Origin of the sequence: Xanthobacter autotrophicus (assembly GCF_029991245.1) — a bacterium.
GTDB lineage: Bacteria > Pseudomonadota > Alphaproteobacteria > Rhizobiales > Xanthobacteraceae > Xanthobacter > Xanthobacter autotrophicus_C.
The window spans coordinates 1-23,765 of record NZ_JAIVFO010000069.1; the positions used below are offsets into that span (position 1 = coordinate 1).

Here is a 23,765-nt window from a genome sequence, read left to right on the forward strand (position 1 = left end):
CTGAAGGAAAGGTGTCGGCGGGATGCCCTCCCCGCCCTGCGGGAGAGGGCATCCCGCCGACACCTTTCCTTCAGAGCCCCGCCATGTCCCAATCCCCCGAGACCATCGAGCGCCACACCCTCTCCGTCCTGGTGGACAACGAGCCGGGCGTGCTTGCCCGCGTCATCGGCCTGTTCTCCGGCCGCGGCTACAATATCGACAGCCTCACCGTGTCCGAGGTGAGCCACGAGGGGCGCCTGTCGCGCATCACCATCGTCACCACCGGCACCCCCATGGTGATCGAGCAGATCAAGAACCAGCTCGACCGGCTGGTGCCGGTGCACAAGGTGCGCGACCTCACCGTCGAGGGCACCGCGCTGGAGCGGGAGCTGGCCATGGTCAAGGTGCGCGGGCTGGGCGAGGCCCGCGGCGAGGCGCTGCGGCTCGCCGAGGCGTTCCGCGCCCGCGTCATCGACGCCACCCGCGAGAGCTTCGTGTTCGAGATCACCGGCAAGTCCGACAAGATCGACCAGTTCGCCTGGCTCATGGAGCCCCTGGGGCTGGTGGAAGTGGCGCGCACCGGCGTGGTCGCCATCTCCCGCGGGCCGGAGGCCATGTAACGCAGCCTGTGAAATCGGTCATTACCTGAGGCAGCGCCTCGCGCCGGGGCAGGGCGGAAAGCGGCCCTCCGGCGCGAACGGCTGTTCCCATTTCCCGCGATCCGGTGCAAAGGGACGCCCGGCGCGGATCAAACCGACATTGAAGACAACGCCATAAGGAGAAAACCATGCGCGTTTACTACGATCGCGACGCCGACCTGAACCTGATCAAGGGCAAGAAGGTCGCCGTCGTCGGCTATGGCAGCCAGGGCCATGCCCATGCGCTCAACATGCGCGATTCGGGCGTGAAGGACGTCGTGGTCGCCCTGCGTCCCGGCTCCGCCACCGCCAAGAAGGCCGAGGCCGAGGGCTTCAAGGTGATGAGCCCCGCCGACGCCGCCAAGTGGGCCGACGTGGTGATGATGCTCACCCCCGACGAGCTGCAGGGCGACATCTATCGCGAGAGCCTCGCCGACAACATGAAGCACGGCGCGGCGCTGCTGTTCGCCCACGGCCTCAACGTGCACTTCAACCTCATCGAGCCGCGCCCCGACCTCGACGTGCTGATGGTGGCCCCCAAGGGCCCCGGCCACACCGTGCGCTCCGAATACCAGCGCGGCGGCGGCGTGCCGACCCTCATCGCCATCGCCCAGGATGCCTCGGGCAATGCCCATGACCTCGGCCTGTCCTACGCTTCCGCCATCGGCGGCGGCCGCGCCGGCGTCATCGAGACCACCTTCAAGGAAGAGTGCGAGACCGACCTGTTCGGCGAGCAGGTGGTGCTTTGCGGCGGCCTCGTGGAGCTGATCCGCGCCGGCTTCGAGACCCTGGTGGAAGCCGGCTACGCCCCGGAGATGGCCTATTTCGAGTGTCTGCACGAGGTGAAGCTCATCGTCGACCTCATCTATGAGGGCGGCATCGCCAACATGAACTATTCCATCTCCAACACCGCCGAGTATGGCGAATACGTCACCGGCCCCCGCATCATCACGCCCGAGACCAAGGCGGAGATGAAGCGCGTGCTCACCGACATCCAGACCGGCAAGTTCACCCGCGACTGGATGCTGGAGAACAAGGTGAACCAGGCCTCCTTCAAGGCCACCCGCGCCCGCGCCAACGCCCACCCCATCGAGGAAGTGGGCGAGAAGCTGCGCGCCATGATGCCCTGGATCAAGGCCAAGGCCCTCGTGGACAAGACCAAGAACTGAGGGTCGCAACGAGAGTCATCGTCAGCCGGCAGATCGGGTGACCTCCTGCGTTGTGCCTTCCTATGTCTTTGAAGGCACAACGTTTAGATTTACTTTGTGCTGTCCTGCCGGTTCGGCCATTTCGGTGTAAGTTTACCCGAATCAGCCGACAGGTATTGATCATGGGCGAGACCGACGACCTCGAATGGGATGACGGCAAGGACGCGGCAAACCGTGTGAAACACGGTTTGCCGCTGTCCATTGCGGGCCGCCTGTTCGACGGGAGGCCACGCCTCGACCGGCAATCGATCAAGCCGCCGCAGACCGAGCTTCGCTTCGAGACCATCGCTGCCGTTGGCGAAGATGTGCTACTGTGTGTGTGGACATGGCGGAGCGGAAAACGGCGCCCCATATCCCTGAGAATGGCGAAGCGGAGCGAGCGGCGTGCCTACCAAGAAGCAATTGGAGGAAGCTGACCGGGCGATCAAGGAGGTCGACTGGGAGAAGCTCCGCGCCATGTCGGACGAGGAAATCATCGCCGCTGCAAAGTCCGATCCGGACAGCGCCCTTCCCACCGACGAGGAACTCGCCGAGTTCGATCTCGTCATTCCCGCGAAAAGCCGGCGCAAGCCGCCGAAGGAAGCCGCCGAATAGGCTGGCGCGCCCTTGTGCGACGGGCTGGCGCGTGCGGATGGCCACGACCGCCCGGCGCCCCTGCCAAGCTCCCCTGCACCCAATCCCCCACCCAGATTTCCGGCCTCACCGCGTCCCGTAGGCCATGTAGCGGACGATGCGCCAGGCGCCGTCCGGATCGCGGCGGAAGACGTCCAGCCCCTGCTCCGCCCAGCTCTCGCTCTCACCCGCCGCGTTCTTGCCCGCCGTGCTCAGCGTGGAGGTCCAGGTGAGGCGCACGGCGGCCATGTCGCCCGAAACCAGAATGTCGTGGATCGCCACCGTGTAGGTGAGCCGCCGATCCGGCTTTGCCAGCGCCGTCTTCAGGCGGGCGCAGACCGAGGCCTTGTCGCCCACCGGGGCGGTTTCCACGTCCGATTGCAGGTCGTCGGCGAAGAGGTCGCAGACGCGGGAGGCATCCCCCGCATTGAAGGCCTCGGCCCAGCCCGTGAGGCGGGAGCGGATCGCAGCGGCGTCGGACGCCTGAGCCGTCTCGCCGGCTCCTGCGGGCCGGAGCGAAGCCGGCAGCGCCAGAACCACGGCAAGTGCCACCGAAGCGAGGAGCAGGGCCGTGCGGCGCGTCATGGGGCTCTCCAAGCTGGCCCGATTCCGGCGGGCGCACGCCCGTCCGGCTCAAGGTCCCGGCGAGGATAGCGCGGCCGCTGCCGACCTCAATCCACGATCTGGGTCTGGATGGTGAGGATGTCGTAGGCCGGCGCCTCCGGCGGGTTGGCGTAGAGGCTGGTGAAGGCCGAAGCGCCGCCATCCGCCGTGATGGCGCGGCGCGCGAGGCCGCCGATCTCCCCGCCATAAACCTGGATCGCGATGGCCACATCCGTCTCGGAGGCATTGGCGATCTTCAGGCCGTCGCCGCCCTTGGGCGAGAAGGTCTCCACCACCCCGGCAACCAGCGCCTTCACCGGTGCGCGCGGCTCGGGCGCGGCGCCGTCGGGCAAGGCGAAGCGCTGGCGGTGGAGGGTGCCGCGCAGCACGCCGAAAATCTCCCAGAACGGCTCCTGGCACAGGGGCAGGTCGGCGCCGCCCGACAGCACCGTGGCGACCACGCTGAAGCGCTCCATGCCGTCCGCATAAAGCTGGTACTGGCGAAACGGCGCGTCCCCGGCCGTGGCGAACAGCGCCGGCAGCCAGTCGTCGGTAGCGACGAGGCGGCCCATGAGGTCGGCGCCGATCATCAGGATCTCGCGCGGATCGTCCGCCAGTTCCACCATGGACTGGATGTCCCAGATGAAGCGCTTGAGGACGGGCGGAACGGGTTCGGTCACGGGCGGGTCCTCGCGGCGGGGTCAGTGATCGTGGTCATCATGATCGTGGTCATGGTCGTGGTCATCATGATCATGGTCGTCGTGGTCATGATCGGCCTTCGCGGCGGGGGTCTTCACCAGCGTGGCGGCGAGCACGCCACCGGCGGCGAGGATGCCGTCGTCGTCGATGGCGTGGCCGAGGCCCGGCCGGCGCATGCTCTTCGCCGGCACGCCCAGCGCCTTCAGCCGCTCGCGGGTGGCGACCATCTGCTCGAAGGGAACCACCGCATCCTCCTCGCCGTGGATCAGCAGCACCGGTGGCCGCGCGCGGATCTCGCCGGCCAGATCCTCCGCCTCCGGCAGCGCGCCGCAGAAGCCGATGATGAGGGCCGGAGAGGCGGTGCGGCGCAGCCCCACATGGAGGGCCAGCATGGCTCCTTGCGAGAAGCCGACAAGGGCGAGGTGGCTGTCCGGCAACCGGCGCTCGGCCAGCATGCGGTCGAGGAAGGTGTCGAGCCACGGCCCGGCGCTGGGGGCGGGGAAGGGGGCCTCGGCGGCGAGGAAGTCGGCCTTGGGCATCTCCGGCGCCCAGTTGAGGGCGAGGTCGATCACCTTCTGCCCGTCGGCGCCTTCTTCATGCAGCAGCACCACGAGCCACGCCGGCTTGCCGCAGGACAGGGCGGCAATCTTCGGCCCCGCGGCGATGGGCAGGTCGGTCGGCAGCTCGGTGCCGGCGGCGGGGGCGACGTGCGTGGTCATCGCCGCGCCCTCGTACCGGACCGGTGTCCGGCGCGCGGGAGGGGTATCGGACGGCCGTTGTCACGCGCGTGTCGGGTTCCGCACGCGAACGGGCAGGCCGCGCGCGGGATCGAATTTGCCTTCGTCGCCAAGGCCATGGCCGGCCCCACTTGCCATCGCGCCCCTGCCGCAGGGGCTCCACGGGGATCATCTGGCAAGAAATGGGCCGGTGTTGGGTCAGGTCGCCGGCGCCGTGGCGCTCACCACCCCGCCCACCAGGTTGAGCCCCAGCAGGAAGTCGGATGGCAGATCGGTGCGGATGAAGGGCACGCGCTCCACCGGCCGCGCCAGTGCCTCGGCCTGACCGCGCCGCGCCGCAACGGCAGTCGCGATGTCCACCGCCGCGAAACGGAAGCTCGCGCCTGGGCGCAACTGGGCGAAGCTGCCGAGATCGGCGCCGATGACCGTGGCGATCTTGGGATAGCCGCCGGTGGGCGCGCGGTCGGCCATCTGCACGATGGGCAGGCCCTCGCCCGGCACCTGGATGGCGCCATGGGCGATGCCGTCGGAGACGATGTTGAAGCCGCCGGCATGGGTCAGGGGCTCGCCCTCCAGCAGGTAGCCCATGCGGTCGCTGCGGCCCGAGAGGGTCCAGGGCTGGGTGAGGAAGCGCTCCACCACCTCGGGCGCGAAGAAATCGTCCTGCGGGCCGAGCACCACGCGGACCACGTCGCGCGAGCGCTCCAGCCACGGTGCGATGAGGCGGGATGGGGCGGTATGGCCCAGATCCGCCGTCGCGCCCAGGGGCAGGCGGTCGCCGGCCTTCAGCGGCCCGCCGTCGAGCCCGCCGAGGCCGGAGCGCGTGTGGGTGGCGGTGGAGCCCAGCACCGGAGCGGTGGCGAAGCTTCCCGCCGCCGCCACATAGCACCAGGCGCCCGTGGGGCCGGCGCGCAGGGCGAGGGCGGCGCCCGGCTCCAGCGTCAGCACCAGCGGGGTTTCCAGCTTCTGGCCGTCCAGCGTCACGGTGAAGGGCGCGCCGGCGATGGCAAGCGTCACCGGTCCGTCTTCCGCCGCGAGCGACAGGCCGCCGAGCCCCACTTCGATGGCGCTGGCACCGGCCGCGTTGCCCACGGCGAGGTTGGCGGTGGCGTGGGCGAGGGCGTCCATGGGGCCGGCCCCGGTGACACCGAAGCGCAGGTAGCCGTGCCGCCCGCTGTCCTGGATGGTGGTTCCGGGACCGGCGGCGACGATGCGCAGGGCGGGGGCGCTCATGGTTGCACCTCCCGGCGCGCGACCACCTCGCCGGCCGCCGCGCGGGCTTCCAGCGCGTCGAAGGTGGCGCGGTCGATGGGCTCGAACATGAGTTCGTCGCCCACGTCCAGCAGCACCGTCGGGGTGCGGGTGAGGGAGAACATGCGCTCCGGCGTGCGGCCCACAAGGAACCAGCCGGTGGGCATGGAGACGGTGGCGATGCTGGCGAGCCCGCCGGCCATCATCACCACGTTGGGCGGATGGGGCGGGCGCGGCTTGAGCCGGCGCGAGACCTTGGCGAACACGTCCGGCAGGCCGCCCAGATAGCAGAAGCCGGGGGCGAAGCCGTACATGTAGAGCCGGTAGCGCGCGCTGGAATGCAGCGCCACCACCTCGTCCGGGGGGAGGCCGGTGGTGGCGGCGATGGTGGCGATGTCCTCGCCGAATTCCGGGTCGTAGCAGCAGGGGATGGTCCAGAGCGCGCCGCGCCGCCCTTCGGCGGGAGCGGCCTGCGCCAGCGCCGTCACCTCGGCGGCGAGTGTCGCGCGGTCGATCACCAGCGGGTCGTAATGGATCATGAGGGAGCGATAGGTGGGCACGCTCTCGCGCACGCCGGGCAGGGCGCGCGCGGTGACGGCGGCATCGAGGGCGAGCACCCGGTCGCTGAGGACGGGGTCCACCTCATTGCCGAACTCGGCGACGAGGGCGGTCTCCCCGGCATCCAGCAGGCGGGGCGCTGGCATATCAGGCGAAGGACTGTCAGGCGAAGGGGACAATGGAAATGCCCTCGTCTTCGAGCCGCGCCCGCACGCGCCGGGCGGTCTCCACCGCATGGGCGCTATCGCCGTGCACGCAGATGGAGCCGATCTCGGTGGACAGCGGCGTGCCGGATGCGGTGATGATGGCCCCCGCCTTCACCATGGCCACGACGCGCGCGGCCGCCTCCTCCGGATCGGTGATGACCGCGCCGGGCTGGCCGCGCGGCACCAGCAGGCCGGTCTGCGTATAGGCGCGATCGGCGAAGATTTCCGCGATGGGGGTGAGCCCCGCCGCGCGGGTGGCATCGGCCTGCGCGCCCAGCGGGCCGGCGAGGATGGGCAGGCTTCCATCCACCGCCTTCACCGCGCGGGCGATGGCGGCGGCGACCTCCGCACTCTCCTCCGCCATGTTGGACAGGGCGCCATGGGCCTTCACGTAGGACACGCGGTGGCCGGCATAGGCCGCCAGCCCCTGGGCGGCTCCGACCTGATAGGCGACCAGCCGCTCGATCTCCCCGGTGGAGAACGGGATGCGGCGCCGGCCGAAGCCCCACAGGTCCGGAAAGCCGGGATGGGCGCCGACGCTGACGCCCTTTTTTTTCGCCAGCGCGAACACGCGGGCCATGATCTCGGGGTCCCCCGCATGCAGGCCGCAGGCAAGGTTGGCCGAGGAGACGATGTCGAGCAGCGCCGCGTCGTCGGTGATGGCGTAGGCGCCGAAGCCCTCGCCGAGGTCGGAATTGAGGTCCACCCGCATGGTGCTGTCCCCTCAGGATTGGCTTGAGACTGACCGAATATGGCGTGCTGCGATCCCGGCGTCAGGCCCGGGCTTGCACCGGGAGGGATGGCCGGGACGCGCCCGGCCATGACGGCTTCATCGCTTGGCTTCCGCCGCCAGATGCGCGGTCAGATGCCCAGATACGCGCGCCGCACATCCGGGTTGTCGCGGACCTCGGCGGCGGAGCCTTCGAGGATCACCCGGCCGGTCTGCAGCACATAGGCGCGGTCGGCGATCTCCAGGCTCTCCACCAGCCGCTGCTCCACCAGGAGGATGGTGACGCCGGTGTCGCGGATGGTCTTCACCGCGTCGAAGATCTCATCCACCAGCTTCGGCATGATGCCCTGGGAGGGCTCGTCGAGCATCAGCAGGCGCGGCCGGGTCATCAGCGCGCGGCCGATGGCGAGCATCTGCTGCTCGCCGCCGGAGAGCGTGGCCGCCTTCTGGGGCAGGCGCTCCTTCAGCCGCGGGAACAGGGTGAAGACCTGCTCCAGCGGCGCCTCGCGGTCGGCCTTGTCGGCGTGCAGGTAGCTGCCGAGGCGCAGATTGTCCGCCACCGTCAGGCGCGGGAACAGGCGCTTGGCCTCCGGCACGTAGGCGATGCCCCGCGCGGTGATGAGGTGGCCGGCCATGCCGTCGATGCGCTCGCCGGCGAAGGTCACGGTGCCGCCCTTGGGGCGTTCCATGCCGGCGATGGATTTGAGCAGGGTGGACTTGCCCGCGCCGTTGGCGCCGGCCACCACCACGATCTCGCCCGCCTTCACTTCCACCGAGATGTCGGAAATGGCGATGAGGCCGTCATAGGCCGTGGTCAGGGATTTGACTTCAAGCAGCACGGTGGCGATCCCCGAGATAGGCGGTGATGACATCCTCGTTGCGGACAATCTCGGCGGGGCTGCCCTCGGCCAAAAGCTTGCCGAGGTTGAGTACGATGGCCCGGTCCACCAGCTGCATGACGATTTCCATCACATGCTCCACCATCACCACGGTGATGCCGCGGGCGCGCACCTTGCGCACCAGATCCATGCCGAGGCGCGCCTCGGAGGGGGTGAGGCCGGTGAGCACCTCGTCCAGCAGCAGCAGCTTGGGCTCGGTGGCGATGGCGCGGGCCACTTCCAGCCGGCGCTTCTCCGGCGGCGTGAGCTGGCCGGCGGTGGCATCGGCGCGGCCGTCGAGGCCCACATAGTCCAGCACCTCCAGCGCCGCGGCGCGGGCGCGGGTGGCGTTGGCGTGGCGCACGAAGGCGCCGATCATCACATTCTCGGCCACGCTCATGGAATCGAAGGAGCGGGGCACCTGGAAGGTGCGGGCGATGCCGAGCCGGCAGCGCTCGGCCGCCGGCATCTGGGTGATGTCTTGGCCCTCGAACAGGATCGAGCCGGAGGTGGGCACCCGCGCCCCGGAGATGGCCGCGAACAGGGTGGACTTGCCCGCCCCGTTGGGGCCGATCAGCCCCAGGATCTCGCCCCGCTTGATGGAGATGGAGACATCCGAATTGGCCACCAGGCCGCCGAAGCGCTGGGTGACGCCGCGGGTCTCCAGAAGGATTTCGGACGTCATGCCTTGCCTCCGCTCTTGCGGGTGAAGAGGCTGAGCAGGCCCTCGGGCTTGGCCAGCGCCACCACCATGATCAGCGCGCCGTAGATGATGAGGTCGAGGCCGGAGCCCGACCCGCCCAGATACGAACGGGTGATCTCGGTGAGGGGGATGAGGATGGCCGCACCCAAGGGCGCGCCCCACAGGGTGCCGATGCCGCCGAGCACCGCCGGCAGGGCGAACAGCAGGGAGAAGCGGAAGCTCATCACGCTCTCGGGGTCGATGTAGGAGACGAAGGCCGCATAGAAGCCGCCGCCCACGGCGGTGAAGAAGGCCGACACCGCCGCTGCCGCAAGCTTGGAGCGGAACACTTCCACGCCCAGGCTTTCCGCCGCTTCCGGATCGTCCTTCACCGCGCGCCACCAGAAGCCCCAGCGGGAATTCTCGATGAAGTAGGTGACGAGCCACACCACCACCAGCAGCCCGAGGGCGAAGTAGAAGTAGGGCACCTTGTCCCTTGCGAACTGGAGGGTCCAGATGCTGTCGGTGCCGAACGGCCACTGGATGCCCAGGGCGCCGCCGACAAAGTCCCAGTTGTGGACCAGAACGAGGCCGATTTCCGCGATCACCAGGGTGGCGATGGCGAAGTAATGCCCCTTCAGCCGGAAGGTCATGAAGCCGAGGCCCACCGCCAGAATGGCCGAGAGCACGCCGCCCACCACCATGCCGAACCAGGGCACGATGTCGTAGTTCACGTAGAGCACGGACGCCGCATAGGCGCCGATGCCGAAGTAGAGGGCATGGCCCAGAGAGATCTGGCCGCAATAGCCGCCCAGGATGTTCCAGCTCTGCGACACCGCCGCATAGAGCAGGGTGAGGATGAGGACGTTCTGGAGATAGACGTCCCGGATGCCCAAAGGCAGGCAGGCCACGGCGGCGAACACCGCGGCCGCGACCACGAGCTGGCGCCGGCGCTTGGCGATGAACGCATCGCCGCGCAGCTTGAGGGAGGAGAGGGTGGCGTCGGTCATCTTCACAGCTTTCCGAACAGGCCGCTCGGGCGGAAGAACACCACGGCGAGATAGAGGGCGAAGATGCCGACGGCCTTCATGGTCGGTGGCAGGATGAGGGCGGTGATGGCCTCCACCAGCCCCACGATGACGCCGGCCACCAGCGCGCCGAACACGCTGCCGAAGCCGCCCAGCGCCACCGTCACATAGGCGATGGTGCCGAAGGTGGCGCCCACCTGGGGGTGGATGTAGTAGAAGATGGCGAGCACCGTGCCGGCGAGCCCCACGAGGGCGGCGCCGAGGCCCCAGCCGATGGCGAACACCTTGTTGCGGTCGATGCCCACCAGCGCCACCGCGCCCTGGTCCTCACGGGTGGCTTCCAGCGCCTTGCCGAAGTCGGTCCGCGAGATCAGGGACAGGGCGGCGAACGCCGCGATGGAGATGAGGCCGCCATAGATCTGCGGCCACGGCAGGAAGATGCCCCCCAGTTCCAGCGTATGCCCGCCGAGCCACGAGGTCTTGATGGACCTGTAGTCGGGGGTGAAGAAATACTGGGCGCCGCCCTGGATGAGGATGGCGAGGCCGAAGGTGGAGAAGATCTGCACCATGCCGGCATTCGCCTTGGTGCGCATGGCATAGCGCACCACCGCCACGTAGACGAACGCGCCCACGCAGAACATGAGCCCCACCACCAAGGGTGCGACCACGATGGGATCGAGCGTCGTCCACAGGACGAGCCCGAAGGTGGCGTACATGGCGATCATGAGGAATTCGCCATGGGCGAAGTTCACCACATCCATGAGCCCGAAGATGAGCGAGAGGCCGACTGCGATCAGGGCATAGATGAGCCCCATCAGCAGGCCGCTCGCAAGCACCTGGATCAGCGCTTGCGCGGTCATTGTGTGTCCTTCCAGCCGGAACGGCAGCCGTTGCTTCGGCGTCAGCCGTTCATGGGCCAGATGGCCGCGGCGATGGCCACGTCCTCGGGGAAGATGGTGACGAACTTGCTGCCGGTATATTGCAGCAGGACCGGGCTCGCGTCCGGGTTCTGGCCTTCCTCGTTAAAGTGCACGCGCGCCCAGGGCATGATGGTGCGGGTGCCGGGAATGTCGGTGGCCACCAGCGCATCGCGGATCTTGGCGCCGTCCGTGGCCTTGGCCCGGTCGATGGCGTCGGCGAGGATGATGAGGCCCATCAGTTCGCGGGAGGAATTGTCGTTGAGGTCGCGCGAGGAGCGGGCCTTGTACATCTCGTTCACCTTGCCGATGAACGGGCGCTTGGCGGCCAGATCCAGCGAGAAGGAGGCGCGGGAGATGGCGCCGATGAGCTTGTCGCCCACCGCGTCGAAGGTCACCTGCTCGGAGAAGCCCGAGGCCTGGGCGACCAGGTTCCTGGGCTTGTAGCCCAGCTCCGCCATGGTCTTCACCAGCAGGATGGCATCGGTGGTGTAGGTGGACGGCATCAGCACGTCCGGATCGGCGCTTTTCAGCTGCTGCACCTCGGCGGAGAGCGAGGGCGAGTTGGACTTGTACTTGATGTCGGCGGCGATCTTGTAGCCGCGCTCGGCCGCGAGCTTGCGCTGCACGTTGGACGAATCCACGCCGAAGATGGTGTCCTCGTAGAACAGGCCGACGCTCTCGATTTTCTTGCCCTTCTTCTTCTGGGCGTCGAAGAAATCGAACATGGCGGCGGAGAACATCTCGTCCTGCGCGGCGGGGCGGAAGAAGAATTTCAGCTTCTTGCGCTGCAGGCTGGGGGAGGACGAATCCGCGCACAGGAACGGCACGCCGTAGCGCTCTGCCACCGCGCTGACGGTGGAGGAGACCGCGGACTGGTAGCAGCCGATGAGGGCGGTCACCTTGTCCTGGGTGATGAGGCGCTCGGCCTCGGCGCGGCCCTTCTGCGGGTCGGACTGGTGGTCGGCATAGACGAGGCGCACCTTGGCGCCGCCGAGGCCTTGGAGGCCGGCGGCCTTGGCGGTGGGCATGTCGAAGTCGAACGAGCCGTTGATGATCTCGGCGGCGGTCTCGAAGGCGTGGCGGGCATCGATGCCCACCTGGGCGCTCGGGCCGGACATGGCGTAGAGCACGCCGATGACCACTTCCGGCGCGCCCTGCGCGAAGGCGCGGGAGGCGGAGCCGGCGAGGCCGACGAGCGGCAGGGCGGAGGCGGCGAGAAGAAGTTCTCTGCGGTTCATGTGTGGTCCCCTCTGGAAGTCAGGATGGCTGGACAGGTCTTGGTTGCAGTCTGCGCCGCTTTCGGCGTCAGTCCGAGCGTTGCCGCCCGGGGATGATCAAAGGATCGAAAATTCGGTGTTGCGCCGGTCGGTGACCAGCATGCAGCCGGGCGCGTGGGTGATGGCGAAGGCGGGCTTCGCCTCGGCGATCACCGACTGGGGGGTGACGCCGCAGGCCCAGAACACGGGCAGCTCGTTTTCAAGAACCTCCACCGCGTCGCCGTAGTCGGGCTTCATCAGGTCGGTGATGCCGATCAGCTCCGGCAGGCCCACATGGAGCGGTGCGCCGTGCACGGCGGGAAAGCGCGTGGTGATCTGGATGGCGCGGATGGCGTGGGCCGGGATAAGGGGCCGCATGGACATCACCATCCGTCCCGAGAAGCGGCCCGCCGGCACGCACTGCACATTGGTGCGGAACATGGGCACGCGGACGTTGCGCTCCACATGGCGTAGCGGCAGGCCCTCGGCCATCAGCGCTTCCTCGAACGACAGGGAGCAGCCGATGACGAAGGCGACCAGATCATCGCGCCAGTAGTCCGTCACGTCGGCGGTATCGGCGATGACCTCGCCGTCCTGCCACACCCGGTAGCCGGGGAAATCGGTGCGGATATCCAAGTCTTCGCCCAGCGTGGGCACCTTGAAGCTGCCGGGCTCGGACATGCCGATGACCGGGCAGGGGCGCGGATTGAAATGGCAGAAGCGCAGGAATTCCTCTGCCAGATCCTTGGGCAGCACCGCGAGGTTGCCCTGCACATAGCCCGGCGCCATGCCTGCGGTGGGGCCGGTGAGGGCGCCGCTGCGGCAGGCCTGACGCACCGCCAGCGGGGTCTGGTAGGCGGCATAGGCGTCGAGGTCCGGCGCCGGACGCGTATCTGCGGTGCGAAGGCTTGCTGTGCTGGTGCTGGACATGTGCTGCTCGTCATGTTCATCGCCGGAGCGATGCGGGCGGATCTGGTGTCGAGGGCGGTTGGAAACTTGCCCACGGATTAAGCGCGCTCGATCCATGGGCATTATCTCGACGAAAGACCCACAAGGTCCAATGATGATTCAGGATTGTTTTGGATAAGGCGGGCTTATAGTCCGCGCCAGCTCAGGGTTTGATGGCGAAACAGGCTTCCACCTCCACCGTCATTCCGCTCGGCAGGGAGGAGGCGCCGCTGGCGATGCGGGCATGCCGCCCCCGCTCGCCGAACACAGCGCAGAACAGGTCCGAGGCCCCGTTTATGACGCCGGGGTGGGCCTCGAACGTGTCCACGCAATGCACCAGCCCGGCCACCCGCACCACCTGCGTCACCCGGTCGAGGTCGCCGTCGCAGGCCACCTTGAGCTGGGCGAGGAGGTTGAGGGCGCACAGCTTTGCGGCCTCATAGCCCTCCTCGGGCGTGCGCTCGGCGCCCACCTTGCCGGCATAGAGCAATTGCCCGTCGCGGCGCGGACCCTGCCCGGAAATGAACACCAGGTCGCCCACCCGCACGAACGGCACATAGGTGCCCCGCGGGGTGCCCGCCTGCGGCAGGGTGAGGCCGAGGGCGGCGAGTTTTTCTTCCGCTTCAGTCATGTGCGATTCCTCACTTCGGGGCTCTCACTTCACCTGACGCCAGTCGCCCCGGTCGCCCTTCCAGTTGACGCTGTCGCCCAGAGTGCGGGCAACGGTGAGCTTCAGGGTGCGCACGAGGCCTTCCCATTCCTTGGCGGAAAGCCCGTCCACGGCCGGCTCGGGCGCCATGAACATGCCGTCCACACCGCCGAAGGCCACGCATTGCTCGATGGCGCGCACCTCCAGCTCCGGCTCGTGGAACACCACCGGGTTTTCCAGAAGCGCGGAGAGCGCGGCCACGAGGCCGGTGGCCCCCAGGTTGGAGATGTTGGCCACCACCAGATGGCCCGCCGCGGTGGCCGCCGCGACGCCCCCACGGCCGGGAATGCCGCAGTCCGCCGCCTTGGGCGAGAAGGCGGGCAGGTCCTGCGCGATCACGCCCATGCCCAGCTCGTTGCCGCCGTCGCCGATGCCGATGAAGGGCAGGCCGATGGCCTTGCCGGTACGGAACAGATAGTCGAGGTCGCCCACCATGCCGTCCAGCGGGCGCCCGCCGAGGCCGTGATAGAGCCCGTTCGCATTGGCCCCCGGCCGCTCGATGGCAATGAGCAGTTGCGGGTGGGTGTGTTCCAGCAGGTCGTCGGCCACGGCGCGACAGCCTTCCGCATCCTTCGGCACGGTGCGGATATAGACCGGCCGCAGGAACGGGACGGGGGTGATGACGCCATCGGCCGGGAACGGCAGGGGGGCAAGGCCCGCGCCCCGGCAGGTGGCGGCCATCATCTCCGCCCAGTCCTCGTCGATGACGATGACGCTCTCCACCCCGAAGCCGAGGAACAGGGCGCGGGCGATGAGCGCGGCGCCCACCGGCCCGTCGGTCTCCGGCACGCCGCCACCCTCGGGAAAGCCGGTGGCGATGAGGGCGGGGCCGCCCTTCGTCGTAAGGGTGGCGGCGATGATCTCCGCCGCCCCCATGGCGATGAAGCCCGGCTGCCGCCGCGCCAGCGCCGCCCGGATCGGTCCGATGAGGCCGACGCCAGTGAAGTCGAGGCACATGAAATCGTCGATGGTGCGTGCGACCCGCGCGTAGAGGGCCGTGTCCTTGGCAAGCATGGCGAACCCTGTGGATTGGAAGCGAGAGGAAAGGGTTCAGGCGCCGATGCAGGCGGCGAAGGTGCCGGGATCCACATTGCCGCCGGAGAGCACCACGCCCACGGTCTTGCCCCTGGCGTCCACCTTGCCGGCGAGCACGGCAGCGAGCGGGGTGACGCCGCCGGGCTCCACCACCAGCTTCAGCGTGTCATAGACAAGGCGCATGGCGGCCTTCACCTCACCGTCCGTCACCGCGAGGCCGCCCGCCAGCAGAGCGCGGTTGATGGGCAGGGTGAGGAGGCCGGGGGTGGGCACCATCAGGGCGTCGCACAGGGTGGTGGCGCCCGGCGCGTTGCGCTCCGGCTTGCCGGAGGCAAGCGAGCGGGCGGTGTCGTCGAAGCCCGCGGGCTCCACGCTATAGACCTGCGTCGCCGGCGAGCGGGCCGCGAGGGCGGTGGCGGCGCCTGCCACCAGGCCGCCGCCGGAACAGGCGAACAGCGCCATGTCGAGCTGAGCGCCGAGGGCTGCCGCCTGCTCGGCCAGTTCCAGGCCCACGGTGCCCTGGCCGGCGATGACGTGGGGGTCGTCATAGGGCGGGATGATGACGGCGCCGGTGCGGGCGGCGATCTCGGCGCCGATCTCCTCGCGCACTTCGGTGGCGCGGTCATAAAGGCGTACGGTGCCGCCGAGCCGTTCGGCGCCCTCGATCTTGGCGCGCGGGGCGTCGGACGGCATCAGGATGGTGGCGTGGATACCGTGGCGCGCGGCCACCGCCGAGATGGCGAGGGCATGGTTGCCTGAGGACCAGGCGACGATGCCGCCGGCGCGCTCGGCGGCGCTCATCAGCGCCACGCGATTGGAGGCGCCGCGAAACTTGAATGAGCCGGTATGCTGCAACATCTCCGGCTTGATGAGAATTCGTGCACCGCAGGCGGCGTTGATGGCCGCGTTCTCGAACAGTGGCGTGCGGATGATCTGGCCGGAAATACGATCCGCTGCTGCCTCTACGTCAGTGATGGTGGCAGCGAAGACTTGGATATCGCCATTGGGGTCAGAAGAAAGAGCGGAGCTGGAAGACATGATCGGGCCTCGGCGGAAGAGGCTGTCATGTCACCACGCTCCATGCATGCATTCAAATTATGATCTGGCATGAACTTTAATCATGCCTGCTTATTAGTCGTTCCCCCCGCCCGATCCTCCCGGGCGATCTCGGCGGCGAGGGCGGCCAGCGGGCCGGCGATCCCGCCGCCCATGGCCATGGGATAGCTGGCGGTGAACGCGAGGTCGGGCAGGGTGATCTCGGTCGTCACCACGCGGAGCTTGCCGGAGGCCAGCTCCGCGCGGATCACGTCGGGGGGGATGACGCTCAGGCCGATATGGTCCTCGGTCATGCGGATGATGGTGGAGAGGGAGGAGTTGCTGAACAGGCGCGGCGATCCGATCTCGGGAATGCTCAGGATCTCGCGCAGGAAGGTGTAGGGATAGGTGGATTTGGGATAGGTGATGAGCGGATACTTCAAAAGGTCCCGCCGGGACAGGGGCTCTGCCGCGATGGGCAGGTCGCTGGCGGCCACGAAGGCCAGCGCATAGCTGCCGAGATCGAGGTTGTTCATGTTCGGCTCGCTCACCGGGCCGAGCAGGAAGGCGAGGTCCAGCTCGCGCTTCACCAGCGCGTCGCGCATCACTGGCGTCACGTCCACGGTGATGTCGATGAGCACGTTGGGGTAGACCGCGTGGGCGCGCTCGATGAAGCGGGACAGCCAGGTCTGCACGATGGTCTCGGAGACGCCGAGGCGCACCACCCCGCGCATGGCCTCCGGCGTCGCCACCGCCTCCAGCATGGCCGCGCGCAGCCGCAGGAAACGCTCGGCATAATCCACCAGCACCCGGCCCTTCTCGGTGAGGCTGATGGAGCGGGAGGAGCGCTCGAACAGGCGCGTCCTCAGCTCGGTTTCCAGCGCGGCGATGCGCTGGGATACGGCGGGCTGGGTGGTGTTCAGCCGCTCGGCCGCCTTGCTGAAGCTTTCCAGCTGCGACACCCAGTAGAAGATTTCGAGGCTGCGGAAATCGACCATCGAACGCGGTGCGCCTTGAGAGGGGTTGCGATTGTAGGCCGATGCCCCGCGCTGGCAATCGCGCCCTCCGAACGGCCGATGAGGTTGACTCAAGGGCCGGTTGGCCATTGGCCCGAGCGGCGCCTCAGTCTTCAGCCGGAAGGATTGCGGCGCAGGCGATTCAGCGCGGCGCCGGGAAGGCCAGCACGCCGGAGGTGTAGCGCTCGATCAGTGCGCTGAAGGGCGTGCCGTCCGGCAGGGTCAGCACCGCGCGATGGGCCAGCACGAAGCGGGGCACCGCCAGCGCGCCGGAAGCCGGGGCTTCCTCCCCCGGCCGCCACAGCGCGCGCGCCTCCAGCGTGCGGCGGCGGAAGTCGAGCGGGCGCACCACCTTGCCGAAGGGCGTATCGGTGGTGTCGAGGATGGCGTTCATCTCGTCCGTCAGGCGATCCGGGCGGTAATAATTGTCCGCCTCCGACAGCACGATGGCGCCGCAGGTGAGCCGCACCCGGCGGTGCCGCACCAGGGTCTGCGGATCGGCGCCGAGCAAGGCGCGCACCTCCTGCGGGGCGCCGTCTTCCCCGGCGCGCTCGCGCTCCGCCCGCACCAGGGCGGGATCGCCGATGCCGTGGGCGCCGCACCAGCGTTCCAGCGTCAGGGTGGCGCTGGGCTGGGCCAGAAGCGCGCGGTTCAGGGTGTCGATGAAATCCTGCGCGGCGCGGCGCGTGGCGGGGGTGTCGGGCCAAAGCATCGCGGGGGAAGTCATCTCGGGCTGAAGTGTGCCGGGCTGCGGCGTGCTGGCCTCCAGCGCGCGGGCCGGCGCGAGGAGGCAGGCAAGGAAGAGGAGCGGCAGCACGGCCGGCGGCAGGAACATGGTGGCATCAGGCCCACGGCAGCGCCGGCGCACCGGCCCGTCTTCCATAGCGCAGGCCGGCGGCGCTTGCCATTGGAACCCGCCGTGCCTGCTCCACCGCCCGGGCATCCGCAGCCGTGCAGGGCCGCGCGCGTCAATTCCGACGATGCACTGCGCGGGAGATGCGCTATAGGATCGAGCGCGATGCAAGAGGCGCTCCAATACCTTCAATTGCTTCAGGAGAAAACGCCTGTCCTGGTGGCGCTCTTCGACGCCTCCGATCGCCTGCGCTATGCCAATGCCGCCTTCCGCGCCGCCATGTTCATCGCCGAGGGCGAGGACATCACCTGGGAAGAGATGGTGCGGCGCAATTACCACGCCGGGCGGGGGACCATCATCAACACGTCGGACATCGACGAGTGGATCATCGTCCACCGGTCGCGGCGCGGCAAGCAGCGCCACAAGGTGTTCGAGGTCGATTTTCATGACGGCCGTTGGCTGCTGGTGACACAGACGGTGTCCACCGATGGCTGGATGCTGGCCCACGCCATCGACGTCACCGCCTTCCGCCCCGATGAGCGCGCCATGCGGCTGGACCGGGATCGCGCCCTCTATGCCTCCTACACGGACGATCTGACGGGCGTCGCCAACCGTCGTTTCGTCGCCGCCCGGGTGGCCGACATGCTGGCTCCCGATGGGCTGGGCGGCGCCTTCTGCCTCATCGATCTCGACCATTTCAAGGGCATCAACGACCGCTTCGGCCATCAGGCCGGCGACTTGATCCTGCGCGACTTTGCCGCCCGGATGGTGCGCGAGGTGCGCCGTTCAGACTGCTTTGGCCGCGTGGGCGGCGAGGAGTTCGTCCTCGCCATGCCTGCGACCTCCGCCGGCGCCGCGCGCGCCCTTGTCGAGCGGGCACTGGACGTGGTGCGGCTGGCCCGTCCGCTGCCGGAACGGCCGGACTTTGCCTATTCCTTCTCGGCCGGGATCGCACACAGCCGGCCGGGCGACACCTTCGCCGACCTCTACGCCCGTGCCGACCGCGCGCTCTATGCCGCCAAGATGGCTGGCCGCAGCCGCATCCATCTGGAACAGGACATGCCCACGCCGCCCTCCGCCACGCCGGGATGAGAGGTATTTTTTCCTCTTATCGGAAATTAGTCCTTGACAGCGTGACGCTGCCCCGCTAGGTTTTGTCCATGTTCCAGACGTGTGCCCGACGGGCTTTCGCCCCGCACCGTCCCGACGCCGGTTTCGGTCGCTGGTTCCGCCGGCGGTCGGGCCAGCCTTCAGGCTCCTGGCTTCAGGGCCCACCCTTTTTCCGGACATGTCCATGCGCAAAGCGTTGCCGCCCCGCCGGGTGCCAGCCGTGGCACAGCTTGCGCGCCAGCTCTATCTGGACGGCGCGCCGCTCAAGGAGATCGCCCACCGCACCGCCCTGAAGCGCTCCCAGGTCTATTATTGGATCGACCGGGAGGTGGCCCCCGACGGCACCGTCACCCTGAAACCGGTGGTCCGGCGGATGACGCCGGCGCCGGGCGCCCGCAGGGTAGCGCCGGGGCGGGGGCATCTGCTGGCCCGGTTGTGGCGGGCCGCCGAGCGTCAGCTCGACGAGATCGAGCAGCGCCTCGCGAGCGCCGTGTCGCCGGAGGCTGCCGCCGCCGCGAGCCCACCGCGCCCCGCCGCCGATGCGGAGAAGGACGCCCGCGCCCTCGCCGTGCTCGCCCGCACCCTGCGCGAACTCTCCGCCCTGGAGGCGGAGGCGCAGAAAAGCCGCAAGGTGAAAGCCGAAGATGACGCCGTTCGCGACCTCGACACCTTCCGCCGCGAGCTTGCGCGCCGCCTTGATCGCCTGCGCGCGGACGGGGCAGGCGCAGAGCCTGCTGAATGATATGCCCGAGGCCGAGGCCGAGCTTCTGCTCGCCGACTGGGCCCTGTGGGCGCGTCCCGACCAGCTTCCTCCCGATCCGGCACCCTCCGGCGCCCCCTGGACCACCTGGCTGGTACTGGGCGGGCGCGGCGCCGGCAAGACGCGGGCCGGCGCCGAATGGGTGCGGGGCCTCGCCCTCGGCAGGCCGCCCTTTGCCGACCAGCCGGTGGGGCGCATCGCGCTGGTGGCCGAGACCATGGCGGACGTGCGCGAGGTGATGGTGGAGGGGGTCTCCGGCCTCCTTGCCGTCCATCCCCGCGGCGAGCGGCCGCGCTGGGAACCCACCCGGCGGCGGCTGGAATGGGCCAATGGCGCGGTGGCGCAGGGCTTTTCGGCGGAGGACCCCGAAAGCCTGCGCGGTCCGCAGTTCGCCGCCGCCTGGCTCGACGAGCTGGCCAAGTGGAAGCGCGCCGAGGCCACCTTCGACATGCTGCAGTTCGGCTTGAGATTAGGCGCCCAGCCGCGCCAGATGGTGACCACCACGCCGCGCCCCAGCGCGCTGCTGCGGCGGCTGCTGGCCGACCCGTCCACCGCCGTGACGCGGGCGCGCACCACCGACAACGCCTTCCACCTCGCCCCGAGCTTCCTCGGTCAGGTGCTGACCCGCTATGGCGGCACCCGCCTCGGCCGGCAGGAGCTGGATGGCGAACTGATCGAGGACCGCGCCGACGCCCTGTTTTCCCGCCCGGCGCTGGAAGCGCTGCGGGAGGCGGAGGCGCCGCCGCTCGTCCGCATCGTGGTGGCGGTGGACCCGCCGGCCTCCTCGCGGGCCGGGGCGGATGCCTGCGGCATCGTCTGCGCCGGCATCGACGCGGCGGGCCTCGTGCATGTGCTGGCGGACGACAGTGCCGCCGGCCTGCGCCCCGCCCAATGGGCGGCGAAGGCGGTGGCGCTGTTCCGCCGCTTCGAGGCTGATCTCATCGTCGCCGAGGTGAACCAGGGCGGCGAGATGGTGCGCGCCGTCATCGCCGAGGTGGATGACGGGGTGCCGGTGGAACAGGTGCGGGCCACGCGCGGCAAGTTCCTGCGCGCCGAGCCGGTGGCCGCGCTCTATGAGCAGGGGCGGGTGCGCCATGCCGGCGCCTTCCCGGCGCTGGAGGACGAGATGTGCGATTTCGGCACCGACGGCCTGTCCTCCGGCCGCTCGCCCGACCGGCTCGACGCGCTGGTGTGGGCGGTGACCGCCCTGGCCCTTGGCCCGAAGGCCGGTGCGCCGCGGGTCCGTGGGCTGTGAGCGGGTCATAGGCCCTTGCGCTGGCGTAGTTCCGGCAGAAGGCTCAGTCGCCGCTCAGGCCCGGCATGCCCGTCATCGGGAGTCTCCCGGCGTCAGGGCCTGCCAACGGCCCCGGTCTGCCACCGGCGCCGAAAGGGTTTCGCGCATGTGCCGCGCGGGCTGAACCAGGGGTCGGTGAGTCATGCGCGCCCGCCCTGGTTCAGCTGCCGCCGACCATATCCGCGCCCACCGGGATCTCCACCTGCACGCACAGGCCGGTGACGCTCTGTCCCGGCGCGAAATCCGGCCAGTTCTGGTTGCGCTTGAGGCTGGCGCCGAGGCATCCGCGCTCGGTGCGATAGTAGCCGATGAGCTTCTGCGAGGTGGTGGTGATCACCCCCGGCCCCACGCCGTAGGGGTCCGGCGCATAGCCGTAAGCTCCGGAACCAGCAGGCTGGAATGTGGCGGTGGTGACAATGAGGACCAAGGCATAGAGCATGGCGCCCTCCCTTTGCGTCCCCCAGGCCCCGGGCGTCGGGGCCATCACGCAGGGTCTTTATACGCCTGCTTGGCCGGTGACGGAACGAAATCGCGACGTGGAACGGCTGTTTGGGGAGCAGCCTCGGCCAGCATTCGCGCTTGGCTTGGCCCCATCGGCACCGGTGCTTCGGACGGCGTCATCGACCATGCGTCGCCCCAGCTTGCGCGTATTCAAAATACATGCATGATCGTGCCTACAAATGAGGCTGCATGGCAACGATGTGTGCAGACATTTGCATACCATTGGCCCCTGCAGCCCCATCTGGAGCCATGAGACAGCATCTGAAAGAGTTCTTCGCACGTCACGAGCCCCATTGCGGATCGCTTCTCGTCGGCCTGAAGTCCGGTGCGGGGGGCATGCTCGGCATGGGCCTCGTGGGCGGTGCCGCCGCCTTCACCCAGCTGCCGCTGCTCATCGCGCCGTTCGGCGCCAGCGCGGTACTGCTGTTCGGCCATCCGGCGACGCCGCTGGCCCAGCCGGCCAATGTCATCGGCGGCTATGCGGTCTCCGCGACCATCGGCCTTTTGATGGCGCTGGTGTTTCCGGGCGCGTGGTGGGCCGCGGCCCTCGGCGTGGGGCTCGCCATCCTCGCCATGCTGCTGCTGCGCCTGTCCCATCCGCCGGCGGGGGCGGTGCCCATTCTCATGGTGGTGGCCGCCATCGATCCATTCGAGCTGGCCGGCATCGTCTTCGCCGGCTCCATCGCTCTGGTGCTGATCGCGAGCCTTTATCACCGGCTGCCGCCGCGCCACGAGTATCCGCGCCGCATCGCCTGAGCGCGCCGCCGCCCGCGCCTGCCACCCGCATCAAGGCCGCCCCTCCGGGCGGCCTTTTTCGTTTCCGGAGCCTTTTCATGCTGGCCGAGCTTCTCGCCCCCTTCCGCCGCCGCCCGCCCGAAGAGAAGGCAAGCCGCGCCGCGCCGCTCATCGCCTTGTTCTCCGCCGGGCGGCCGCGCTGGACCCCGCGCGACTATGCCTCCCTCGCCCGCGAGGGCTTCGCCAAGAATGCCATCGCCTATCGGGCGGTGCGGCTCATCGGCGAATCTGCGTCGGCCCTGCCGCTGGTGCTCATGGCCGGGCGCGAGGAGCTGGAGGCCCATCCGCTGCTGGACCTCATGCGCCGGCCCAACCCGCGCCTCACCGGATCTTCCCTCATGGAGGCCATCTGCAGCCACCTCATGGTGGCGGGCAACGCCTATGTGGAGGCGGTGGCGGTGGAGGGCGAGATCCGCGAACTGCACCTGCTGCGGCCCGACCGGGTGAAGGTGGTGCCCGGCCCCGACGGCTGGCCCGAGGCCTATGACTACACGCTCGGCGCGCGCACCGTGCGCATCCCGCAGGACACGCTGGTGGAGGGCGCGGACGTGCCGGCCATCCTGCACCTCACCGCCTTCAACCCGCTGGACGACCATTACGGCTTCGCCCCGCTGGAGGCGGCGGCCCAGGCCCTCGACCTGCACAATGCGGCCAGCGCCTGGAACAAGGCGCTCATCGACAACGCGGCCCGCCCCTCCGGCGCGCTGGTCTACAGCGGCGCGGGCGCGCTTTCCGACGAGCAGTTCGAGCGGCTGAAGGGCGAGCTGGAAGCCTCGTTCCAGGGCGCGGTGAATGCCGGCCGCCCGCTGCTGCTGGAAGGCGGGCTCGACTGGCGGCCGCTGTCGCTCTCGCCCAAGGACATGGATTTCGAGGCCGCGCGCAATTCCGCCGCCCGCGAGATTGCCCTCGCCATCGGCGTGCCGCCGCTGCTGCTGGGCATTCCCGGCGACAACACCTATGCCAACTACGCCGAGGCCAACCGCGCCCTGTGGCGCCAGAGCGTGGTGCCGCTGGTGCGCCGGGTGTGCGACGCGCTCTCCTCCTGGCTCGGCCCGGCCTATGGCGGCGGCCTTGCCCTGGTCCCCGACCTCGACCAGGCCGAGGCCCTCGCCGCCGAGCGCACCGAATTGTGGGCGCGCATCGGGGCGGCCGACTTCCTCACCGATGAAGAGAAGCGCGCCGCGACGGGGTATGGCGAGGGGGGAAGAAGGCTGCGGTGAAAGACCCTCCGGCTTTCCGCGCAGCAGCTTTTGTGGGATGGAGGAACGCGCCAACACGGTCTCCGCTATGCTGTCCCACATCCATATCGGCACCAACGATCATGCCCGTGCCCACGCCTTCTATGCGGCGGTGCTGCCGGCGCTGGGCTGGGTGCTGAAGTTCGTGGAGCCCGAGCGCCCATGGTCCGGCTCGAAGCCGGCGGAGGCCGAGCGACCGCTGCTCATTATCGGCCGCGCGTTCGATGGCGCCCCCTCGTCTGCCGGCAACGGCCAGATGGTGGCGCTTCTGGCGCCATCGCGCGCGGCGGTGGAGGCCTTCCATGCGGTGGCCATGGCCCATGGCGGCACCTGCGAGGGGCCGCCGGGGCTGCGGCCCGAATATCATCCGCACTATTACGGGGCCTATGCGCGCGATCCGGACGGCAACAAGCTCTGCGCCTGCTGTCACGCCCCTGAATAGGGGTTGAGCGGGCCGGCCCCGCGCCCTTCCGCCCGCCCCCAATC

Annotated in this window: 28 protein-coding genes; 10 read left to right on the forward strand and 18 right to left on the reverse strand. The window is 69.2% G+C overall.

Annotated features, from left to right (window positions below):
• The first annotated feature begins 83 nt into the window (after positions 1 to 83).
• From ilvN to K9U41_RS12975, 4 genes are all read left to right on the forward strand, one after another.
• Complete coding sequence (gene ilvN / locus K9U41_RS12960; RefSeq protein WP_282641254.1) at positions 84 to 599, forward strand: acetolactate synthase small subunit; 516 nt, start codon at positions 84 to 86, stop codon at positions 597 to 599.
• 167 nt (positions 600 to 766) lie between these two features.
• A complete protein-coding gene (ilvC, locus tag K9U41_RS12965; RefSeq protein ID WP_138399247.1) occupies positions 767 to 1,786 on the forward strand; it encodes a ketol-acid reductoisomerase in 1,020 nt (339 codons plus the stop codon).
• 161 nt (positions 1,787 to 1,947) lie between these two features.
• Positions 1,948 to 2,241 (forward strand): BrnT family toxin, encoded by a 294-nt coding sequence (locus K9U41_RS12970; protein ID WP_282641255.1) that lies wholly within the window; start codon positions 1,948 to 1,950, stop codon positions 2,239 to 2,241.
• Positions 2,210 to 2,419, forward strand: coding sequence for a hypothetical protein (locus tag K9U41_RS12975; RefSeq protein ID WP_282641256.1), 210 nt, complete (start codon positions 2,210 to 2,212; stop codon positions 2,417 to 2,419). The genes K9U41_RS12970 and K9U41_RS12975 overlap by 32 nt, the downstream gene beginning before the upstream one ends.
• Positions 2,420 to 2,524: 105 nt before the next feature.
• Here K9U41_RS12975 and K9U41_RS12980 read toward each other — a convergent pair whose 3' ends face one another.
• The 17 genes from K9U41_RS12980 to K9U41_RS13060 form a co-directional block, all read right to left on the reverse strand.
• Complete coding sequence (locus K9U41_RS12980; RefSeq protein WP_282641257.1) at positions 2,525 to 3,022, reverse strand: YybH family protein; 498 nt, start codon at positions 3,020 to 3,022, stop codon at positions 2,525 to 2,527.
• A gap of 86 nt (positions 3,023 to 3,108) precedes the next feature.
• Positions 3,109 to 3,720, reverse strand: coding sequence for a hypothetical protein (locus tag K9U41_RS12985; RefSeq protein ID WP_282641258.1), 612 nt, complete (start codon positions 3,718 to 3,720; stop codon positions 3,109 to 3,111).
• Positions 3,721 to 3,741: 21 nt separating this feature from the next.
• Positions 3,742 to 4,458 (reverse strand): alpha/beta hydrolase, encoded by a 717-nt coding sequence (locus tag K9U41_RS12990; protein ID WP_282641259.1) that lies wholly within the window; start codon positions 4,456 to 4,458, stop codon positions 3,742 to 3,744.
• Between the two features lie 216 nt (positions 4,459 to 4,674).
• The gene (locus K9U41_RS12995; RefSeq protein WP_282641261.1) at positions 4,675 to 5,709 is read right to left on the reverse strand and encodes a biotin-dependent carboxyltransferase family protein; all 1,035 of its coding nucleotides are present in this window, start codon (positions 5,707 to 5,709) and stop codon (positions 4,675 to 4,677) included.
• A complete protein-coding gene (locus tag K9U41_RS13000; RefSeq protein WP_282641262.1) occupies positions 5,706 to 6,431 on the reverse strand; it encodes a 5-oxoprolinase subunit B family protein in 726 nt (241 codons plus the stop codon). Before K9U41_RS13000 ends, K9U41_RS12995 begins: the two co-directional genes overlap by 4 nt.
• Positions 6,432 to 6,447: 16 nt before the next feature.
• Positions 6,448 to 7,203 (reverse strand): LamB/YcsF family protein, encoded by a 756-nt coding sequence (locus tag K9U41_RS13005; protein ID WP_282641263.1) that lies wholly within the window; start codon positions 7,201 to 7,203, stop codon positions 6,448 to 6,450.
• 149 nt (positions 7,204 to 7,352) lie between these two features.
• Positions 7,353 to 8,093 (reverse strand): ABC transporter ATP-binding protein, encoded by a 741-nt coding sequence (locus K9U41_RS13010; RefSeq protein WP_432715786.1) that lies wholly within the window; start codon positions 8,091 to 8,093, stop codon positions 7,353 to 7,355.
• A complete protein-coding gene (locus K9U41_RS13015; protein WP_282641264.1) occupies positions 8,050 to 8,784 on the reverse strand; it encodes an ABC transporter ATP-binding protein in 735 nt (244 codons plus the stop codon). Before K9U41_RS13015 ends, K9U41_RS13010 begins: the two co-directional genes overlap by 44 nt.
• A complete protein-coding gene (locus tag K9U41_RS13020; protein WP_282641265.1) occupies positions 8,781 to 9,791 on the reverse strand; it encodes a branched-chain amino acid ABC transporter permease in 1,011 nt (336 codons plus the stop codon). The genes K9U41_RS13015 and K9U41_RS13020 overlap by 4 nt, the downstream gene beginning before the upstream one ends.
• 2 nt (positions 9,792 to 9,793) lie before the next feature.
• Positions 9,794 to 10,669: a branched-chain amino acid ABC transporter permease gene (locus K9U41_RS13025; protein WP_282641266.1), complete on the reverse strand. Its 876-nt coding sequence runs from the start codon at positions 10,667 to 10,669 to the stop codon at positions 9,794 to 9,796.
• A 41-nt stretch (positions 10,670 to 10,710) separates the two neighbouring features.
• Positions 10,711 to 11,967, reverse strand: a complete 1,257-nt coding sequence (locus K9U41_RS13030; RefSeq protein ID WP_282641267.1) for an ABC transporter substrate-binding protein — start codon at positions 11,965 to 11,967, stop codon at positions 10,711 to 10,713.
• Positions 11,968 to 12,063: 96 nt separating this feature from the next.
• Positions 12,064 to 12,915, reverse strand: a complete 852-nt coding sequence (locus K9U41_RS13035) for a putative hydro-lyase (protein WP_282641268.1) — start codon at positions 12,913 to 12,915, stop codon at positions 12,064 to 12,066.
• A gap of 181 nt (positions 12,916 to 13,096) precedes the next feature.
• Complete coding sequence (locus K9U41_RS13040) at positions 13,097 to 13,564, reverse strand: RidA family protein (RefSeq protein WP_282641269.1); 468 nt, start codon at positions 13,562 to 13,564, stop codon at positions 13,097 to 13,099.
• A gap of 24 nt (positions 13,565 to 13,588) precedes the next feature.
• Positions 13,589 to 14,656, reverse strand: coding sequence for a DUF4392 domain-containing protein (locus K9U41_RS13045; RefSeq protein ID WP_282641270.1), 1,068 nt, complete (start codon positions 14,654 to 14,656; stop codon positions 13,589 to 13,591).
• A gap of 36 nt (positions 14,657 to 14,692) precedes the next feature.
• A complete protein-coding gene (locus tag K9U41_RS13050; RefSeq protein WP_282641271.1) occupies positions 14,693 to 15,715 on the reverse strand; it encodes a threonine ammonia-lyase in 1,023 nt (340 codons plus the stop codon).
• Positions 15,716 to 15,795: 80 nt separating this feature from the next.
• Complete coding sequence (locus K9U41_RS13055) at positions 15,796 to 16,710, reverse strand: LysR family transcriptional regulator (protein ID WP_282641272.1); 915 nt, start codon at positions 16,708 to 16,710, stop codon at positions 15,796 to 15,798.
• A 160-nt stretch (positions 16,711 to 16,870) separates the two neighbouring features.
• Positions 16,871 to 17,563 carry a hypothetical protein gene (locus tag K9U41_RS13060; RefSeq protein ID WP_282641273.1) on the reverse strand — a complete coding sequence of 231 codons (693 nt, stop codon included), beginning with the start codon at positions 17,561 to 17,563 and terminating at the stop codon, positions 16,871 to 16,873.
• Between the two features lie 183 nt (positions 17,564 to 17,746).
• Here K9U41_RS13060 and K9U41_RS13065 point away from each other — a divergent pair, with 183 nt between their 5' ends.
• From K9U41_RS13065 to K9U41_RS13075, 3 genes are all read left to right on the forward strand, one after another.
• Positions 17,747 to 18,673 carry a sensor domain-containing diguanylate cyclase gene (locus K9U41_RS13065; protein ID WP_282641274.1) on the forward strand — a complete coding sequence of 309 codons (927 nt, stop codon included), beginning with the start codon at positions 17,747 to 17,749 and terminating at the stop codon, positions 18,671 to 18,673.
• 202 nt (positions 18,674 to 18,875) lie between these two features.
• Positions 18,876 to 19,433, forward strand: coding sequence for a terminase gpP N-terminus-related DNA-binding protein (locus K9U41_RS13070; protein WP_282641275.1), 558 nt, complete (start codon positions 18,876 to 18,878; stop codon positions 19,431 to 19,433).
• Between the two features lies 1 nt (position 19,434).
• Positions 19,435 to 20,706: a DNA-packaging protein gene (locus K9U41_RS13075; RefSeq protein WP_282641276.1), complete on the forward strand. Its 1,272-nt coding sequence runs from the start codon at positions 19,435 to 19,437 to the stop codon at positions 20,704 to 20,706.
• A gap of 199 nt (positions 20,707 to 20,905) precedes the next feature.
• Here K9U41_RS13075 and K9U41_RS13080 read toward each other — a convergent pair whose 3' ends face one another.
• On the reverse strand, positions 20,906 to 21,184 hold the full coding sequence (locus tag K9U41_RS13080; RefSeq protein WP_282641277.1) for a hypothetical protein: 279 nt from the start codon (positions 21,182 to 21,184) through the stop codon (positions 20,906 to 20,908).
• Between the two features lie 311 nt (positions 21,185 to 21,495).
• On the opposite strand from K9U41_RS13080, the gene K9U41_RS13085 reads away from it, so the two are divergent.
• From K9U41_RS13085 to K9U41_RS13095, 3 genes are all read left to right on the forward strand, one after another.
• Entirely contained in the window at positions 21,496 to 22,002 is a 507-nt protein-coding gene (locus K9U41_RS13085; protein ID WP_282641278.1) for an HPP family protein, read from the forward strand.
• 77 nt (positions 22,003 to 22,079) lie between these two features.
• The gene (locus K9U41_RS13090) at positions 22,080 to 23,261 is read left to right on the forward strand and encodes a phage portal protein (protein WP_282641279.1); all 1,182 of its coding nucleotides are present in this window, start codon (positions 22,080 to 22,082) and stop codon (positions 23,259 to 23,261) included.
• A 37-nt stretch (positions 23,262 to 23,298) separates the two neighbouring features.
• Positions 23,299 to 23,721: a VOC family protein gene (locus K9U41_RS13095; protein WP_349237849.1), complete on the forward strand. Its 423-nt coding sequence runs from the start codon at positions 23,299 to 23,301 to the stop codon at positions 23,719 to 23,721.
• Positions 23,722 to 23,765: the final 44 nt, after the last annotated feature.